The following is an 18,147-nucleotide window of genomic DNA, read 5'->3' as shown; positions in this document are numbered from 1 at the left end:
GTCACCATGGCTGAACCTTAAGCCCCGATTGTCCGGGCAGATGGTCCGCTTCATGTTCAGATAGCGATAGCTTTCAGGTGAGTTGCGCCCCCCTGGGAGCCACCTCCCCGATCCGCGTCCAAGCCATCCCTCGTCCCGGCATATAATATGTTACCCACGTCATCCGATCACCATCATCCTCTCTGCCCGGTACAACCTTCGTGACTCAGCCCCTTGCCCCGCCTTCTATTCCCGCGCTCAACCACGACCTCGACTGGCTGTCCGGCGGTGGCGAAATGGGCGCATTGATCCGTACCATGGACTGGTCAGCCACCTCGCTGGGGCCGCTGGAAGGCTGGCCGCAAAGCCTGCGCACGTCCGTCAGCCTGTGCCTGTCGTCGACTTTTCCGATCCTGGTGGCGTGGGGGGCCGAGGATGTGCAGATTTATAACGATGCGTATCGCCCGATCTGCGGCGCCAAGCATCCGCAATCGATGGGCGAGCCGTTCAAGGTGTGCTGGGCCACCGCCTTGCCGGTGGTGGGCGGCGCGTTCGACCGCGCGCACGAAGGCGAGGGCGCGTATATCCGCGACCAGCGCATGTTCCTCGACCGCGATGGCTACCTGGAAGAAGCCTTCATGACGTTCTCGTTTTCGTCGATCCGCGACGAGTCGGGCAAGGTCGGTGGCGTGTTTCATCCGATTACGGAGTCGACCGGGCAGGTGCTCAATGCGCGGCGCACGCAGGGCTTGCGCGACCTGAGCGCGGCCATCGGCACGGCGCGCACGATAGCGCAGGTCGGCGCGCAGATGGCCAGCCAGTACGACAGCCTGGCGCTGGACGTGCCATTCTTGCTGTTCTACCAGATCGACGCGGACAGTGGTCAGATGGTGCTGCGCGGTAGCGCCGGCATCGCGGCAGGCGGTGCGCTGGCGCCGTCCACGGCTGCGTTCGACGACGTCCTCTGGCCGTTTGCCGCCACCGCGCAGGCGGGCGTGATGCAGCAGGTCGACGCTCTTGAAGCGCGCTTGGGTCTGGACGCTTGCGGCCCCTACGACGAGTTGCCGCGCAGCGCCATGGTGCTGCCGCTGGCCTTGCCGGGACAGGTGGCGCTGTTCGGTTTCCTGGTCGCCGGCGCCAGCGCCCGCCGCGCGCTCGACGCTGATTACTGCAATTTTTATGCGCTGCTCGGCGGCGCCGTCAACACGGCGGTAGGCAATGTGCTGGCGTATGAACGCGAACAGCGCCGCGCCGAGGAACTGGCCGAGATCGACCGTTCCAAGACGGCCTTTTTTTCCAATGTGTCGCACGAATTTCGCACGCCGCTGACCCTGATCCTCGGTCCGCTGGCCGAGTCGCTGGCCGACACGCGCCACCTGCTCGACCCGGTGCAGCGCCAGCGCATCGAAGTGACGCACCGCAATTCGTTGCGGCTTCTGAAACTGGTCAATTCCCTGCTCGACTTTTCGCGCATCGAGGCCGGCCGGGTGATGGCGACCTATGTGGCGTCCGACTTGCGCCAGGTCACCCTGGAGCTGGCCGGCGTGTTCGAGTCGGCCATGGAAAAGGGTGGCCTGGCCTATACGGTGGACTTGCAGGACCTGGGCGAACCGGTGCATGTCGACCGCGACATGTGGGAAAAGATCGTCTTCAACCTGCTGTCGAACGCCTTCAAGTTCACCTTGCACGGCGAAGTGGCGCTCACCTTGCGCCGCCACCAGGGCATGGCGCGCCTGTCGGTGCGCGACACCGGCAGCGGCATCCCGGCGCACGAATTGCCGCGCATGTTCGAGCGCTTCCACCGCATCGAGGGCGCAGCCGGGCGCACCTATGAGGGCACCGGCATCGGTCTGGCGCTGATCCAGGAACTGGTGCGCCTGCATGGCGGCATGATCGCCGTGCACAGCGTGGAAGGCGAGGGCACGCGCTTCGATGTCGACCTGCCGTTCGGCAACGAGCACCTGCCGGCCGAGCGCCTGGCGCGCCATTTCGATGCGGCGCAGTCGCAGCAGGGCGCCTCGTTTGTCGAGGAAGCCTTGCGCTGGCTGCCCGACGCCGCCGATCCCGCATCTGAATCTGCCTCTGCAGTCGCCGCGCCGCAAGCAGTCGAGACTGCGCGCGCGCGTCCGCGCATCGTCGTCGCCGACGACAACAACGACATGCGCGCCTATATCAAGTCGCTGCTGGGCGCGTATGCCGATGTGACGGCCTGCGCCGATGGCGAGGCGGCGTTCGAGCTGCTGCTGGCCGACCCGCCGGACCTGCTGGTGAGCGACGTGATGATGCCCAGACTCGATGGCTTCGGCCTGATTGCCAGGCTGCGCGCCACCGAGTCGCTGCGCCACCTGCCGGTGATGCTGCTGTCGGCGCGCGCCGGCGAAGAAGCCAAGGTCGAAGGCTTGCGCGCGGGCGCCAACGACTATCTGGTCAAGCCGTTTGCGGCCAGCGAACTGCAGGCAAGGGTGCAGCGCCAGGTCGACCTGGCGCGCGAGCGCCGCCAGCAAAGCCAGGAGGCGTTCAAGCAGGAAGCGTATTTCCGCACCCTGATCGATGCGTCGCCCGTGATGCTGTGGACCACCGACGTTTACGGCAGTTGCACCTACCTGAGCCAGCGCTGGTCCGACTTTACCGGGCGCCGGCAGGATCAGGATCTGGGCTTTGGCTGGCTGGAAAACCTGCATGCCGACGACCTGTCGCGCACGCGCGAGCAATTCCTGGCCGCCAATGCCAGCCACGCCCCGTTTTCGTTCGACTACCGGCTGCGCCGCCGCGATGGCCAGTACCGCTGGGCGATCGATATCGGCATGCCGAGGGTCGACGACGACGGCCAGCCGGCCGGCTACGTGGGCACGGTGATCGATGTGCATGAACTCAAGCTGCTGCAGGAACGCGCCGAGGCGCTGGCGGGCGAGCTGGGCGAGAAGAACCGCATGCAGAGTGAATTCCTGGTCACCCTGGCGCACGAGCTGCGCAATCCGCTCGCGCCGATCCGCACGGGCCTGGAACTGATGCGCGCCGGCGCGCCGGCCGCCTCGCGCCACGATATTGGCGCCATGATGGAGCGCCAGGTCAACCATATGGTGCACCTGGTCGACGACCTGCTGGACATGGCGCGCCTGACCAGCGGCAAGCTGACCCTCAAGCGTGACGCGGTGACGCTCGCTGCGGTGGTCAGCCAGGCGATCGAAATCAGTATGCCGCTGATCCGCGCGGGCGGCCATCAACTGAGCGTCGAACTGCCGCCCGACAGCGTGGCGCTGCATGTGGACCGGCACCGGATCGCGCAGGTGCTCAGCAACCTGGTCAACAACGCCGCCAAATACACGCCGAAAGGCGGCGCCATCACCGTGGCCGCGCGCATTGATGCAGTGGCGAACCAGGTGGTGATCGAGGTGCGTGACAATGGCGTGGGTATCGCCGCCGAGGTGCTGACGACCGTGTTCGATCTGTATGCGCAGGCGCCCGGCACCGAAGGCATGTCGCAGGGCGGCCTGGGCGTGGGCCTGAGCCTGGCGCAGCGGCTGGTGCAACTGCATGGCGGCCAGGTCGAGGCGGCCAGCGCCGGTATCGGCCATGGCAGCCGTTTTACCGTGCGCCTGCCTTTGTTTGACCATGAAGCGGTGCCTGAGGCAGCAGGGGAGATCGCACCACCGGCATCGACTGCACCTGCGGCAACCATGAAGGTACTGCTGGTGGACGACAATGTCGACGCGGCCGAAACCCTGAGCGCGCTGATGGAGTTCAGCGGCTATGACGTGATGGTGGCCCATGACGGCGCCAGCGCGCTGGAAAAAGCGGCGCAGTGGCCGGTGCCGCTGGTGCTGCTCGATATCGGCCTGCCCGACATGGACGGCTATGCGGTGGCGGTGGCCATGCGCAAGATGGACGGTATGCAGGATGCGACGCTGATCGCGCTGACCGGCTGGGGCAGCGAGCAGGACCGGCTGCGCTCGCGGCAGGCCGGCTTTGACCTGCACCTGACCAAGCCGGTCGATTTCGCGGCCCTGCAAGCGACCCTGGCGCAAGTGGCGGCCAGGCAAGCATAGCCATTGTTCCCCTTGCTGCTGTGGGCGCTGTGGCTGCGCCGGCCGATACATCGTTCGTCGTCAGGCACGACCGGCGCACATGGCGTCGCTTACCACATGCCCGGTGCGCCTTCCTCGATGAACTTCATGACGGCGCGGCAGGCGAGGGTCAGATGGCCGTGGCGCGACATGGCCAGCGCAATGTGGCGCGATAGTTCGGGCTCCACCACCCGCGCCGCCTGCAGGCGCAATTGCGCGTTCGCGCCGGCAATCGCATACGGACCGAGTAGCGCATAAATGCCGCCGTCGCTGACGATGCGTGTCTGCAGCGCCAGCGAATCGGCTTCGGCCGCTACATCAAGCGTGATGCCGCGCTCGGCCGCGACCTGGTCGAGGCGGTCGCGCCAGGAATTGGGCCGGCAGAACAGCACCAGCGGCAGATGGTCCAGGACGTCGAAGCGCACCGTCCCCTCGCGCGTGAGCGCGTCGCCCGGTGGCCCCACCAGAAAGGTCGGCACCTGCGCCAGATAGATATCGCCATGGTTCGGCGACGGGCTGTGCCGATACAGGACCGCCAGATCGACGTCGCCGTTGTCGAGCCAGGTTTCAAGCTGGGCGCCCTGGCCTTCGCGCACGATCAGCTGGATCAGCGGATAGCGCTGTTTCAATTGATGGTAGAGCGTGCTGGCCAGCGGATGGGCCGTCGATGGCAGGATGCCGATGCGCACCGTGCCCACCGGCGTACCCGACGTGGCGCGGATATCGTTGGCCAGCTGCTCGGTCTGCGTGATCCAGCTGCGGATGCGCGGCGCGATGCGGCGCCCCAGCTCCGTCAATACCACGCCGCGCCCGGTGCGCTGGAACAGGCGGCCGCCGCATGCGCGTTCCAGTTCGCCGATCTGGCGGCTGATGTGCGGCTGCGTGGTGCCATGGACGGCGGCCGCCTTGGTCAGGCTGCCCAGCTCACTGACGTCGATAAACAGTTTCCATGCCGTGTAGTCCACCGCACCCTCCGTTATGCCAATTTACGAATATCTGAAATGCCAGATTGCTATCTTCTCGCATATCGTAGCATGGCCTACACTCGTCCGTAACACTGGTCAAGCCAGCCTATCGACGACAAAAGGAGACAAGCAATGAAGTTGGTCGCATACGAATATAAGGGGATCGCCACCTACGGCGTGCTGTCCGGCACACAAATTATCGAACCCGACGCCAGCGTGCTGGCGCGCTATCCCGACATCCGCGCCGTGCTCGACGCGCAGGCCTTGCCGGAGCTGGCCGCCGCCGTCGCCGGCCAGCCGGCCACGCGGCAGCTGGCCGAGGTGCGCCTGTTGCCGCCGGTGGGCAATCCGCGCAAGATCTTCTGCGTCGGCCTCAATTACAAGTCCCATGTGGCCGAGACCAAGCGGCCCGACGCGGCCCATCCCGCGATCTTCGTGCGCTTCGCCGACAGCTTGAGCGCCGACGGCGCGCCGATGCGCTTCCCGGGCGCCAAGTCGCAGATGTTCGACTATGAAGGCGAACTGGCGGTGGTGATCGGCAAGGGCGGCACCGATATCGCCGAAGCGGACGCGTTCGCACATATCGCCGGCTACGCCTGCTTCAACGACGGCACGGTGCGCGACTGGCAGCGCCATACCCATCAATGGACCCCGGGCAAGAATTTCGCCGGCACCGGCGTGTTCGGCCCGGCGCTGGTCACGGCCGACGAGGTTGCCGACATCACGCAGTCGCAATTGACCACGCGCCTGAACGGCGAGATCGTCCAGCAGGCGCCGATCTCCGACCTGATCTTCACGCTGCCCGTGATCATCGCCTATCTGTCGAGCTTCACCACGCTCAGTCCCGGCGACATCATCGCCACCGGCACCCCGGGCGGCGTCGGCGACCGGCGCGATCCACCCGCCTACATGAAGGACGGCGACATCGTCGAAGTCGACATCAGCGGCATCGGCCAGTTGCGCAATGCAGTGCAGGTCGTTTAAATCATCTCAACCGGAGAAATCGCATGACTAGCCCAAGCAACCCCGGCAAACGCAATGCCGGCCATCTGCGCATCGCCGTCGATATCGGCGGCACCTTTACCGATCTCGCGATCCTGAACGAAAAAACTGGCGAGCTGTCCTTTGGCAAGGCGCTGTCGACCCACGGCCAACTGGTCGACGGCATCCAGAATACGCTGGACAACGCCGGCGCCCACGTCGAAAACGGCGGCCTGTTCCTGCACGGCTCGACCATCGCCATCAACACCCTGCTCGAACGCAACGGCGCCAAAACGGCGCTGTTGATCACCCAGGGTTTCCGCGATATTTACGAGATCGGCCGCGTCAACCGTCCGGACGCCTACAATCTGTTTTTCTCCAAGCACGAACCGCTGATCCGCCGCTCGCTGCGCTACGAAGTGCCCGAGCGCCTGCTGGCCGACGGCAGCGTGCACGTGCCGCTCGACGAGGCGCGCGTGCGCGAACTGGCGCGCGAACTGAAGGCCGAAGGGGTCGACGCCGTCGCCATCCTGCTGCTGCACTCCTATCGCAATGCGGCCCATGAAATCCGCGTGCGCGAGATCGTGCGCGAAGAGCTGCCCGGCGTGTTCGTCACCGCCTCGCACGAACTGTCGCAGGAGTACCGCGAGTTCGAGCGCGTCTCGACCGTCGCCGCCAACGCCTATGTCGGCCCGCGCGTGTCGGCCTATCTGGGCGAGCTGGAAACCCACCTGACCGAGCAGGGTTTTCCCGGCGACTTTTACGCCGTGCAATCGACCGGCGGCCTGTTCCCGCTCGAGCATGCGCGGCGCGAATGCGTGCGCATGCTGGAATCGGGGCCGGCGGCCGGCGTGATCGGCGCCCAGGCCATCTGCGCCCAGCTTGGACTGGGCGACGCCATCGCCTTCGATATGGGCGGCACTACCGCCAAGGCCGGCGTGATCAGCGAGGGCAAGCCGCTCACCAGCAGCAGCGCCCTGATCGGCGGCTACGAAAAGGCGCTGCCGATCCAGATCCCGATGATCGATATCTTCGAAGTGGGCACCGGCGGCGGCAGCATCGCCCGCCTGGAGGGCGGCAAGGCGCTGCGCGTCGGCCCGCAGAGCGCCGGCTCCAACCCCGGTCCGGCATGCTACGGCCGCGGCGGCGCCGAACCGACCGTCACCGACGCCAATCTGCTGCTGGGGCGCCTGGACGAGCATAACTTCCTGGGCGGCGAAATGCTGCTCGACAAACAGGCCGCGCACCAGGCCATGGCCGAACGCATCGGCAAGCCGCTCGACCTCGATCCGGTCAAGGCCGCCGACGGCATCCTGCGCATCGCCGTCACCTCGATGTCGCACGCGGTCAAGGCTGTCACCACCGAACGCGGGCTCGACGCCGGCCGTTTCACGATGGTCGTGTATGGCGGCGCCGGTCCCCTGCACGCCTCGGCAATCGCGCGCGAACTGGGCATCCGCAAGGTGCTCATCCCTTATGCGCCCGGCTATTTCTCGGCCTACGGCATGCTGTTCTCCGATCTGCGCTACGACTATGTGCGCTCGGTGTTCCGCAAGCTCGACGAGGTCTCGTTCGAGGACATCGAGGCAATCTATGCCGAGATGGAGGACGAAGGCCGCGCCGCGCTGGCGCAGTCGGCCGTTACGCCGGAGGCCATCGTCATCGAGCGCGCCGCCGACATGCGCTATGTCGGCCAGGAGCACGCGGTGGCGGTCGATCTGGAGACTGACTACTTTGAGCGCCAGGACCGCGGCGCCATCAAGCAGCGTTTCGACGCCGTCCATGCGGTGCGCTACGGCACCTCGGCGCCGGCCGAGCCGGCCGACCTGGTCAGCCTGCGGGTGACGGTGCTGGGCGTGATGCGCAAGCCGCCGCGCCACGCGGTGGAAGAGGGTAGTGCCACGCCGCAGGCAGAGGCGCTGCGCGCCAGCAAGCCGGTGTACTTCCGCTCGGCGCAGGGCTTTGTCGACGCCAACGTCTACAAGCGCCATCTGCTGCGCAGCGGCAATCGGATCGACGGCCCGGCGCTGATCGAGGAACACGCCTCGACCACCGTCGTGCAGCCGGGCGACTCGGTGCTGGTCGACGCCTGCGGCAACCTGCAAATTTCCATCGGGAGCGAACTGTAATGAAGACCACACAACCGGTCGACGCCGTCACCGTCGAAATCATCCGCAATGGCCTGATCGCCGTGACGGAGGAAATGAAGTCCAACCTGACCCGCACCGCCTACAACCTGATCATCTATGAAGCGCTCGACTTCACTGTCGGCCTGTTCACCGTCGAAGGCGATTCGATTTCGATCGGGCTGGGCCTGCCGATGTTTATCCGTGGCATGAGCGAAACGGTCAAGGCCAAGATCCGCCATTTCGGGCTGGAGAACATCGAGCCGGGCGACATCCTCGTCACCAACGACGCCTACACCACCGGCAGCCATTTGAACCACTTCACGTTCACCATGCCGGTGTACCATGAAGAGCGCCTGATCGGTTTTACCTGCTGCATGGCGCACTGGCTCGACGTCGGCGGCACGCTGGGCCAGATCACCACCGACATCTACTCGGAAGGAATCCAGATTCCGATCGTCAAATACCGCAAGCGCGGCGTCGTCAACCAGGACCTGGTCGACATCATCGCCATGAACGTGCGCCTGTCCGAGCGCGCCATGGGCGACCTGCGCGCGCAGATCACCGCCATCACCACCGGCGAGCGCCGTTTCCTGGAACTGGTGCAGCGTTACAGCTGGCCGGCGGTGCAGGGCGCGGTGGCGCAGATCATGGACCATTCCGAGGCGCTGGCGCGCGCCAACACGCTCACCATCCCGGACGGCGTGTACGAAGCCGAGTCGTTCATGGACGACGACGGCCTGGAAGTGGGCAAGCGCATTCCGATCCGCGTCAAGGTGATCGTCAGCGGCGATGAAATGACGATCGACTTCAGCGACGTCGCCAAGCAGGTGCGCGGCTTCTACAATTCCGGCTTTACCACGGGCATCGCCTGCGCTCAGGTGGCCTACAAATGCCTGACCACGCCGACCGATTATCCGGTCAACGACGGCAGCTTCAGGCCGCTGAAGGTCATCATGCCGATGGGCACCGTGATCAGCGCCGAGCGGCCGTTCCCGATGCGGGTCTGGATGACCTTCCCGATGACGGTGATCGACACCATCTTCAAGGCGCTGGCGCCGGCCATTCCCGACCGCGCCATCGCGGGCCATCATGCCGACCTGGTGTTCCCCAACATCCACGGCATCTCGCCGGAGGACGGCCGCCTGTTTATCGTCGGCATCGGGCCGCTGGGCGGCGGCTGGGGCGCCAAGTCGCGCGAGGACGGCGTCTCGGCCACCGTCTGCATCAACGACGGCGACACCCACAACAGCCCGACCGAGCAGCTCGAGGCGAAGTATCCGGTGCTGGTCGAAAGCTACCGGCTGCGCGAGGATAGCGCCGGACCGGGCCGCCAGCGCGGCGGCCTGGGCGCCGAGATGGTGGTGCAGGCGCTGTCGCCTTTCGCCGTCACCACCCGCATCGACCGCGTCCACTGCAAGCCGTGGGGGCTCGATGGCGGCCACGATGCGGCCGGCAACGGCATCGGCATCCGCCGCAACGGCGTATGGGACGAGGAGCAGCCGAACGCCAAGATTTTCAATGTGCGGCTGGCGCGCGGCGACGCCTACAAGATGCGTTCGGGCGGCGGCGGCGGCTTCGGCCCGCCGGCCGAGCGCGATCCCGAACTGGTGGCGCACGATGTACGCGAAGGCTATGTCAGCGCCGCCCAGGCGGCCGACGCCTACCGGGTGGGGCTGACGGCCGACGGCCAGGTGGACGTGGACGCCACCGAGCGTCTGCGCGGCGGCCAAGCCAGGGAGGCTTGAGGCCATGGCGCCGTCCCACCCAGGTTCGGCGGCCAGCGATGCGCAGGAACTGCTCGATATCTGGCAACGCCTGTCGAGCCAGCACGTCGCCCTGGCGACGGGCTGCGCCTGCGGCATCGGCGGCGTCACCTTGCGTCTGCAGGACTTCGAGCAGGACATCGCCGATTACCTGCTGGCGCAGGCCGAGCGCGGCCAGCGCGCCGACATCGTCGCCTTCCTGCGCCGCCACGGCTTCGACGAGGCGGCCGGCCTCTGGCGCCTCGACGCCTTGCTCGGGGCCTTGATCGACGCCCCGGATGGCAGCGCCGCCGAAGCCGAAGCGTCCGATTTTCTCCTGTCCCGGCTGGGCAAGACATTGCGCTCGTTTGCCAAGCTGCACGGCTAAAAAAAGGAAACCACATGAACCAAGCGAACCACCCTGCGACCTTGCCCGTCACTGTGCTGACCGGTTTTCTCGGCAGCGGCAAGACCACCTTGCTGTCGCACATACTGCGCGATCCGGCGTTTGCCCGTACCGCCGTCATCATCAACGAATACGGCGCCGTCGGGCTGGACCACGAACTGCTGGAACAGACCCGCGAGGAGCTGGTGTTGCTGGCCAACGGCTGCGTGTGCTGCACGGTGCGCGGCGATTTGCTGACGGCCCTGAACCGCCTGCGCGTCGACGGCGGCGCGCTCGGCGTTGACCGCGTGCTGGTGGAGACGACCGGACTGGCCGACCCGGCGCCCATCCTGCACACGCTGATGTCGGACGAGACGCTGCGCGAGCACTTCCATTTTGACCGGCTGATCACCACGGTCGACGCCGTCAACGCCGGCTCCACGCTGGACCAGCACGCCGCCGCCGTGAACCAGGTGGCGCTGGCCGACCGGCTGGTGCTGACCAAGGACGACCTGGTGACGCAGGAAGCGCTGCAGGCTTTGCTGCAGCGCGTGCAGCGGCTGAACCACGACGCGCCGGTAAACCTGGTGCGCCATGGCCGGATCACGCCGGAGCTGCTGTTCGGTGGCGCGCCGGCCGGCCAGCACGCCGGTCACCAGCACGGCCATGACCACGGCCAAGACGATGGGCACCAGCATCCTCACGACGCACCGCACGCGCACCACCACGACGATGGCATCCGCTCGTATGCGGTGGTGCTCGACGAGGCGATTTCCCGGCAGGCCTTCGATTCCTGGCTGGCCTTGATCACCGCCATGCGCGGCCCCGACCTGCTGCGCATCAAGGGCCTGGTAAATGTGCGCGAGCATCCCGACCGGCCGCTGGTGATCCACGGCGTGCAGCATGTGTTTCACCCGCCCCGCATCCTCGACGCGTGGCCCGGCGAAGACCATCGCACGCGGCTGGTGTTCATCACGCGCGGCATCGAACAGGAGGAAATAGACGGCACGCTGACCATCTTTACTCAAAAATAAGCCAACGCCGCGCAGACGGCGGAACAACCCTAATAACGGAGACAACATGAGCACCGCATCATACCCGACGGGATCGCAACAAAAAGACCTTGACACCACCCCCTCCGGCGCGCCCGGCACGCGCGCCGCCGGCCTGCTGTTCCGACTCGAAAATGTCCACATGTGCCGCTGGCACACCAGGGCGCGCATCGTCATGGGCACCGCCACCTTCTTCGACGCCTTCGACGCCCTGTCGCTGGCCTTTGTGCTGCCGGTGCTGATCGGGCTGTGGCACATCACGCCCGGCCAGGTCGGCCTGCTGATCGCCGCCGGCTATCTGGGACAGGTGATCGGCGCGCTGTTCTTTGGCTGGCTGGCCGAACGGATCGGCCGCGTCCCCAGCGCCGGCATCACCATCGCCGTGATGTCGGTGATGAGCATCGTCTGCGCCTTCACCGGCAACCTGCACATGTTGTTTGCGGCGCGCTTCGTGCAGGGCATCGGCGTGGGCGGCGAGGTGCCGGTGGCGGCGACCTATATCAACGAGCTGTCGCAGACCCACGGCCGCGGCCGCTTCTTCATGCTCTACGAAATGATCTTTCCGATCGGCCTGCTGGGTGCGGCGCAGATCGGCGCTTTTGTGGTGCCCCGTTACGGCTGGGAGTGCATGTTCCTGGTAGGCGGTCTGCCGGGGCTGATCATCACGTATTTTGTCTGCCGCCTGCCCGAATCGCCGCGCTGGCTGATCTCGCGCGGCCGCTACGACAAGGCCGAAAAAATCATCGCCAGCGTCGAAGCGGCAACGCCCGGACGGCACATTGACCCGGCCGACAGCGCCGCCGTCGGGCAGCGCGTCGCCGCCATCACCAGCACGTTGCAGAACCAGCGCAAGCGCTCGTGGAAAGAGTTGTTCTCGCCGATCTACCGTCCGCGCACGCTGGTGGTCTGGGTATTGTGGGCCAGCGCCTATTTCATCGCCAACGGCATCAATAACTGGCTGCCCAGCCTGTATAAAACCGTGTACCACCTGCCGCTGCAGGAAGCGCTGCGCATGGCGTCGCTGTCGAATGTGCTCAGCACCTGCGCCGTCATTTGCTGCGCGCTGATCATCGACCGCGTGGGACGGCGCCGCTGGGCCATCGGCAGTTTCTGCGTCGCCGGCCTGCTGCTCCTGGGGTTGGTCGTGCTGGGCACGGAAAGCGCCACCAACGTGATGATACTGGCCTCCGGCGCCTACGCGGTGATGGGCACCACCACCGTCATGCTGTACCTGTACACCTCGGAGATCTATCCGACCCGGATGCGCGCCATCGGCACCGGCCTGGCGACGTCGTGGCTACGGGCGGCGTCGGCCGCCGCACCGGCGATGGTTGGCCTGGTGCTGGCCAAGCAGGGCATCGCCATGGTGTTCCTGGTGTTTGCCGGCGTCACCGTCGTCGGGCTGGTGGCGAGCTGGCGCATGATCGAAACGAGCAACCGCTCGCTGGAAGAGATCTCTCCCTGAGCTGCGGCGATTTCGACACTGTAAAGACTATTTGTTTGCGTTAATAAATTCCCGGGCGTGGCCTGAGACTGCACCAGGATAAAAAAAGGAGACATCATGTATAAAACCTGTTTGCCCATGCTGGCAGTTGCCGCCCTTGCCGGCGGCGCCGCCATCGACGCCCGCGCCCAGTCATCGATCGAGGTGTATGGCCTGGTCGGCGCCTACGCCGGAAAAATGCAGCGCAGCGGCGACGCGGCGGCGGTACAGCAAGTCAATGGCGGTGGCCTGACCACCTCGTTTCTCGGTTTTCGCGGCAAGGAAGACCTGGGCGGCGACCTGAAGGCGATCTACGCACTCGAGAGTTTCTTCCGTCCCGATACCGGCGAACAAGGCCGCAGCGCGGCCGATCCGCTGTTCTCCCGCAACGCGTGGGTCGGCCTGGAGGGCAGCTGGGGCGGCCTGACCCTGGGCCGCCAGACCAATCCGGCCTACGCCGCGATGACTCAACTGAGCCCCTTCGGCTCGTCGGTGGTGTTCTCGCCGCTGGTGCTGCAGACCTTTGTCGCCACCTACGGCAGCAATGTGCTGGGCGACACGGTGTGGAACAACGTCGTCCAATACACGACGCCCACCGTCAAGGGCTTTCGCGGCACGGCGCAATATGGCCTGGGCGAGGTGGCTGGCCGTGCCGGGGTGGCCAATCTCGGCCTGCACGGCGTCTACACCAGCGGCGCATTCGTGGCGGCGCTGTCGGCGCAACGGCTGAGGGTCAATGTACTGACGCCGCTGGCGGTCGAGCAGAACGCGGTGCTCGGCGGCGCCAGCTACGACTTCGGTGCGCTCAAACTCTACGCCAACGGCTCGCGCACCAGCATCGATCGCGGCCGTTCCACGCGTACCGCCGACATCGGCGTTTCCGTGCCGGTCTCGGCGGCCGGAACGCTGATGGCGGAAGTGGCCCGCTCGCGCATCGAGGCGCCGGGCGTGGCCGAAGCGCATCGCACCACCTCGTCTTTCGGCTACGGTTACCGGCTGTCGAAGCGCACCGATGTCTATGCGATCTACTCGCGCGACAAGCGCAGCGGCGCCGCCTCCGCCGGTAGCGAGGCGCTCGGGCTCAGGCATGTATTCTGAACGACTGGCGCTACCAAATCATCAAGATCAACAACTGGGAGAAAATCATGCGAACCATGTTTAAACTGGCAATGGCGTCACTGTTGATCAGCTTTGCCGGCATGTCCGTTGCAGCATCTGACCGGGGTACGGCTGACGAGGCTGTCGCGATGGTGAAGAAGGTCATCGACGACATGAAGAAAGAGGGCAAGGAGAAAGTCATCCAGGATGTGCAGGCCGGCAGTGCGCGCTACAAGGACCGCGACCTGTATGTGTTCATCAGCGGCATGGATGGCATCACCCGGGCCAACGGCGCCAATCCCAAGATCGCGGGCAAGAATCTGAACGATATCAAGGATGCCGACGGCAAGTCCATCGGCAAGGAGCGCTTCGAGTTGGCCCGCACCAAAGGCAAGGGCTGGCAGGACTATCGCTGGCCCGATCCGCTGACCAGGCAGAGCCGGATGAAATCGACCTACCTGGAAAAGTACGAGGATATGGTGGTCAGCTGCGGTATCTACAAGGACTGAGGCATTTGCTGGTGCCCGTGACATCGCGGGCGATGCGCACGGCACGTGACGTGACGTAATGGAAGGTATTTATGCGCTGGTTCTACAATCTGAAAATCGCCACCAAGCTGTTTGTCGCCTTTGGTATCGTACTGCTGTTGACGCTGGCCATGGGGATCAGTTCGATCTATTCGATGGGCCGCGTCAATCAGGCCAGCCGTGACCTGGCGCAGGACTGGATGCCCAGTGTGCAAATCGCCATGAGTCTGCGCACCGACCTGGCCGAGATGCGCCGCTGGGAACTTGCCCACCTTCTGGCGGACGATGACAAGGCGATGGCCGGCTACGAGAAGCGGATGGACGAGATCCAGGCAGTCACCAACGCCGACCGCGCCGCGCTCGAGAAGTTGATCTCGACCGCCGACGAGCGCGCCCTTGCCGCTGCCTTCGACCACGACTGGGCCACCTTCATGACCGAGCACCCCAAGGTCATGGCCCTGTCGCGCCTGCACCAGAAGGCCGAGGCGCGCGCCTTGTTGATCGGTCCGTCGGCCAAGGCGCTGACGGGCATTTTCGACACTGTCAACAAGCTCGTCAAGCTGAGCATCGCCGGCGGCGCCGCCGCCAGCGATGCCGCCGGCGTCACCTATGATCACGCGCGCCTCACCGCCGCCGTACTGCTGGTGCTGAATATCGGCATCGGCATCGCGCTGGCGGCCGGCATTGCCCGCGTCGTTTCGGCGCCGCTGCGCGAAGCGGTGATGCTGGCGCGCGCCGTCGCCAGCGGCGACCTGACGCATGATATCAAAGTCACGTCGGCGTGCGAAACCGGCCAGTTGATGCAGGCGTTGAAGGACATGACAGCCAATCTGGGGCAGCTGGTGAACCAGGTGCGCGGCAGCACCGAGACCATCGCCACCGCGTCGGCGCAAATCGCGGCTGGCAACATGGATCTGTCGTCGCGCACCGAAGAGCAGGCCAGTTCGCTGGAGGAAACGGCGTCGTCTATGGAGGAGCTCACCAGCACCGTCAAACTGAACGCCGACCATGCCCGCCAGGCCAACGAGCTTGCGCTGTCCGCATCGGGCATCGCCGTCCGTGGCGGCACGGCGGTGGCGAAAGTGGTCGAAACCATGGAATCGATCAACGCCTCGTCGGCGAAGATCGTCGATATTATCAGCGTGATCGACGGCATCGCGTTTCAGACCAATATCCTGGCCTTGAACGCGGCGGTCGAGGCGGCGCGCGCCGGTGAGCAGGGACGTGGCTTTGCCGTGGTGGCGAGCGAGGTACGCACGCTGGCGCAGCGTTCGGCGGCGGCCGCCAGGGATATCAAGGCGCTTATCGGCGACTCGGTCGATAAAGTCGGCGCCGGCTCGCAACTGGTCAACGTGGCGGGAGCGACGATGGATCAAGTCGTCACCAGCATCACGCGCGTGACGGACATCATGCGCGAGATTACTGCGGCCAGCGCGGAACAGAGTCTGGGCATCGAGCAGGCCAACCAGGCCATCACGCAAATGGACCAGGTAACACAGCAGAACGCAGCGTTGGTCGAACAGGCCGCCGCAGCCGCCGCATCGATGCAGGAGCAGGCGGTCCGCCTGTGCGATGCGGTGAGCGTGTTCAAGCTGGCGCGCGCGGGCCATCGTCCCGGCCGGCCCGGTTCGCACACGGCTGTCCGCTCCTTGGCGCCACCGGCCTGGGCAATATAGCAGCTTGCGCGGCGCGCCGTCGTTGTAGCTCAGGCCCGTCGCGCCTTACTTCTTGTGGTACACCTTGTGCGTCAGCTTGTTGACATTGACCTGCACCGATCGGCATGGCGTTGACGATGGCGTAGCCGCGCTGCTTGGCGCTCAAGGCGCCGCCGGTGGGGTGTTCGAACTGCCGGGCGCCGTCGGCGTTGACCTCTTCCGGTTGACGATCACCATCACGCTCGCGCCTGCCGATACATCGTCGGTCGTCAAGCACCATCAGCGCGCAGTGCATCGCTTGCCACATGCCCGCTGCGTTTTTTCCTCGATGAACTTCATGACGGCGCGATAGTTCAGGGCCCGCCACTCGCAACGCCGGCGGGGGCGACGAGGTGTTCGCGCCAGTCGCGGTTGACGAGATCGCCGACATCACCAGCAACACGCTCACCATCGCGGACCGCCTCTGCGAAGCCTTGTCTTGCAGGGCGACGATGGCCTGGAAGTGGGCCAGCACGTGCCGCTGCACTGCCCAGGCAGAGCCCGATGAAATCGACCTGCCTGGAACGTACGAGGATATCGCCGGTAGCGGCCGGGACGACCTGCGTGCCGGCTTTGTCACAAACTTGTTAAATGGCAGATGCTCAATTAAATGTGCTCAAATACAACAATTTACGCAAATTATTTGATGCTCTATTGAAAAACATATATGATGAATTCATCAAAAAAATAATTAATAAAACAAATTAATCAATTTTTGTGTGCATAAGAAGCAACTGTATTTTTAAATTGGAAATATTGCTCAACGATGCAGAATGGCGTACAGCGCAGGCTGGCGCCAGTAGTGGGTGCTACACGCGATGACGGCGCCTGAAATGTGATGGTGGCATCTGCCAAAAATAGCCAAAGGAGAAAAAATGAATTCGTCAAACCTCAACCAGGCACTTTCCGGCGCGGCGCGCCTGCGGGCCTTGCCACTGGCGCTCATGCTGGCCGTCGGTGCGGCCCAGGCGCAGGACGCCGGCAGCATGTTCAGCTACAGCGGTTTCGGCACCGTCGGCGCGCTGCACTCGTCGTCGAACGAGGGCGATTATGTCAGTACCCGGTTTCAACCGTCCGGCGCCGGCGCCTCGCACGATTGGGATATCGGCGCCGACACCAAGCTCGGCGCGCAGGTAAACGCCAGGTTCAGCGACCGATGGTCGGCCACCGTGCAAGTGGTAGCGATGCCGCGCACCAACAATACCTACGGGCCGCGCATTGAGTGGGCCAATCTGCAATATGCAATCACCCCCGATCTCAAGGTGCGGGTCGGGCGCACGGCGCTGGCCAGTTTCATGGTCTCCGACACGCGTCTGGTGGGCTACTCCAATACGTGGGCACGTCCGCCGGTGGAGGTCTACAGCAGCGCGCCGATGACCAATGTCGACGGTGTCGACGTCTCTTACAAGCATCGCTTCGGCAATGTCACCAATACGCTGTCGGTGTTTGGCGGAAAAACCAAGATCGACTCCCTCACTGGGAGCGGTCAGGTATTGCACGGCATCAAGATTGATCGGCTCCGGGGGCTGAGCAACGCCGTCGAGTTCGGCGCCTGGACGGCGCGGGTCGGTTATGTGCAATCGGACGTCGTCGTCCCCTACTCGCCTAAATTAATTGTTTCCAGCACGTTCAAATCGTACAACATCGGCGCAGTCTACGATCCTGGCGAGTGGTTCGTCCAAGTCGAATTCACCAGGATCGATATCCCCCGCTTGACGGGCCTAGTCAACACCGGCTATGTGCACGGCGGCTATCGCCTGGGCAATTTCACGCCGTACGCGATGTTTGCGCCTAGCACGGCGTCCAATTCGGCCCTGCCCAATCCCGCCAACCAGAGCACGACCACGGCCGGCGTGCGCTGGGATGCGCTGAAAAACATTGCCTTCAAGCTGCAATTTGATCAGGTCAACCTGAGGAAGGGAACCACCGGCGCATTTAACAACGTAAGCCCGGCGCTTGCCGGCGACAAGGTGAAGCTGGTGAGCGTTTCAGCCGATTTCGTATTTTAAGCGGGGGATTAAATCGTGTTCATTTCCAAAAAAACCAGT

Annotated in this window: 14 protein-coding genes; 13 read left to right on the top strand and 1 reads right to left on the bottom strand. The window is 64.9% G+C overall.

Annotated elements, in window-relative coordinates:
* Positions 1–200: 200 nt before the first annotated feature.
* A complete protein-coding gene (locus CD932_RS02960; protein WP_254926438.1) occupies positions 201–4,025 on the top strand; it encodes an ATP-binding protein in 3,825 nt (1,274 codons plus the stop codon).
* 89 nt (positions 4,026–4,114) lie between these two features.
* Here the strand turns inward: CD932_RS02960 and CD932_RS02955 are convergent, their stop codons facing one another.
* The gene (locus CD932_RS02955) at positions 4,115–5,008 is read right to left on the bottom strand and encodes a LysR family transcriptional regulator (RefSeq protein WP_094441330.1); all 894 of its coding nucleotides are present in this window, start codon (positions 5,006–5,008) and stop codon (positions 4,115–4,117) included.
* 132 nt (positions 5,009–5,140) lie between these two features.
* Here CD932_RS02955 and CD932_RS02950 point away from each other — a divergent pair, with 132 nt between their 5' ends.
* The 12 genes from CD932_RS02950 to CD932_RS02895 all read left to right on the top strand — a co-directional run bounded on the left by CD932_RS02950 (position 5,141) and on the right by CD932_RS02895 (position 18,108).
* Positions 5,141–5,992 carry a fumarylacetoacetate hydrolase family protein gene (locus tag CD932_RS02950; protein WP_094441329.1) on the top strand — a complete coding sequence of 284 codons (852 nt, stop codon included), beginning with the start codon at positions 5,141–5,143 and terminating at the stop codon, positions 5,990–5,992.
* 23 nt (positions 5,993–6,015) lie between these two features.
* Positions 6,016–8,118, top strand: a complete 2,103-nt coding sequence (locus CD932_RS02945; protein ID WP_094441328.1) for a hydantoinase/oxoprolinase family protein — start codon at positions 6,016–6,018, stop codon at positions 8,116–8,118.
* Positions 8,118–9,863 (top strand): hydantoinase B/oxoprolinase family protein, encoded by a 1,746-nt coding sequence (locus CD932_RS02940; RefSeq protein ID WP_094441327.1) that lies wholly within the window; start codon positions 8,118–8,120, stop codon positions 9,861–9,863. Before CD932_RS02945 ends, CD932_RS02940 begins: the two co-directional genes overlap by 1 nt.
* Positions 9,864–9,867: 4 nt before the next feature.
* Positions 9,868–10,248: a hypothetical protein gene (locus tag CD932_RS02935; RefSeq protein ID WP_094441326.1), complete on the top strand. Its 381-nt coding sequence runs from the start codon at positions 9,868–9,870 to the stop codon at positions 10,246–10,248.
* A 14-nt stretch (positions 10,249–10,262) separates the two neighbouring features.
* Positions 10,263–11,279, top strand: a complete 1,017-nt coding sequence (locus tag CD932_RS02930) for a GTP-binding protein (RefSeq protein WP_094441325.1) — start codon at positions 10,263–10,265, stop codon at positions 11,277–11,279.
* Positions 11,280–11,325: 46 nt separating this feature from the next.
* Positions 11,326–12,762, top strand: a complete 1,437-nt coding sequence (locus CD932_RS02925) for an MFS transporter (RefSeq protein ID WP_094441324.1) — start codon at positions 11,326–11,328, stop codon at positions 12,760–12,762.
* A 96-nt stretch (positions 12,763–12,858) separates the two neighbouring features.
* Positions 12,859–13,878 (top strand): porin, encoded by a 1,020-nt coding sequence (locus tag CD932_RS02920; RefSeq protein ID WP_094441323.1) that lies wholly within the window; start codon positions 12,859–12,861, stop codon positions 13,876–13,878.
* Between the two features lie 47 nt (positions 13,879–13,925).
* The gene (locus tag CD932_RS02915) at positions 13,926–14,387 is read left to right on the top strand and encodes a cache domain-containing protein (RefSeq protein ID WP_094441322.1); all 462 of its coding nucleotides are present in this window, start codon (positions 13,926–13,928) and stop codon (positions 14,385–14,387) included.
* Positions 14,388–14,458: 71 nt separating this feature from the next.
* A complete protein-coding gene (locus tag CD932_RS02910; protein ID WP_094441321.1) occupies positions 14,459–16,081 on the top strand; it encodes a methyl-accepting chemotaxis protein in 1,623 nt (540 codons plus the stop codon).
* A 76-nt stretch (positions 16,082–16,157) separates the two neighbouring features.
* Entirely contained in the window at positions 16,158–16,412 is a 255-nt protein-coding gene (locus tag CD932_RS02905; RefSeq protein ID WP_141213155.1) for a hypothetical protein, read from the top strand.
* A gap of 40 nt (positions 16,413–16,452) precedes the next feature.
* Positions 16,453–16,746 carry a hypothetical protein gene (locus tag CD932_RS02900; RefSeq protein WP_094441319.1) on the top strand — a complete coding sequence of 98 codons (294 nt, stop codon included), beginning with the start codon at positions 16,453–16,455 and terminating at the stop codon, positions 16,744–16,746.
* Between the two features lie 228 nt (positions 16,747–16,974).
* Positions 16,975–18,108, top strand: a complete 1,134-nt coding sequence (locus CD932_RS02895) for a porin (protein ID WP_094441318.1) — start codon at positions 16,975–16,977, stop codon at positions 18,106–18,108.
* Positions 18,109–18,147: the final 39 nt, after the last annotated feature.

This window comes from Janthinobacterium sp. PC23-8 (assembly GCF_002250505.1).
Taxonomy (GTDB): Bacteria; Pseudomonadota; Gammaproteobacteria; order Burkholderiales; family Burkholderiaceae_D; genus Janthinobacterium.
The sequence above is the reverse complement of the archived record's forward strand: the minus strand, read 5'-3'. Positions and strand labels throughout refer to the sequence as shown.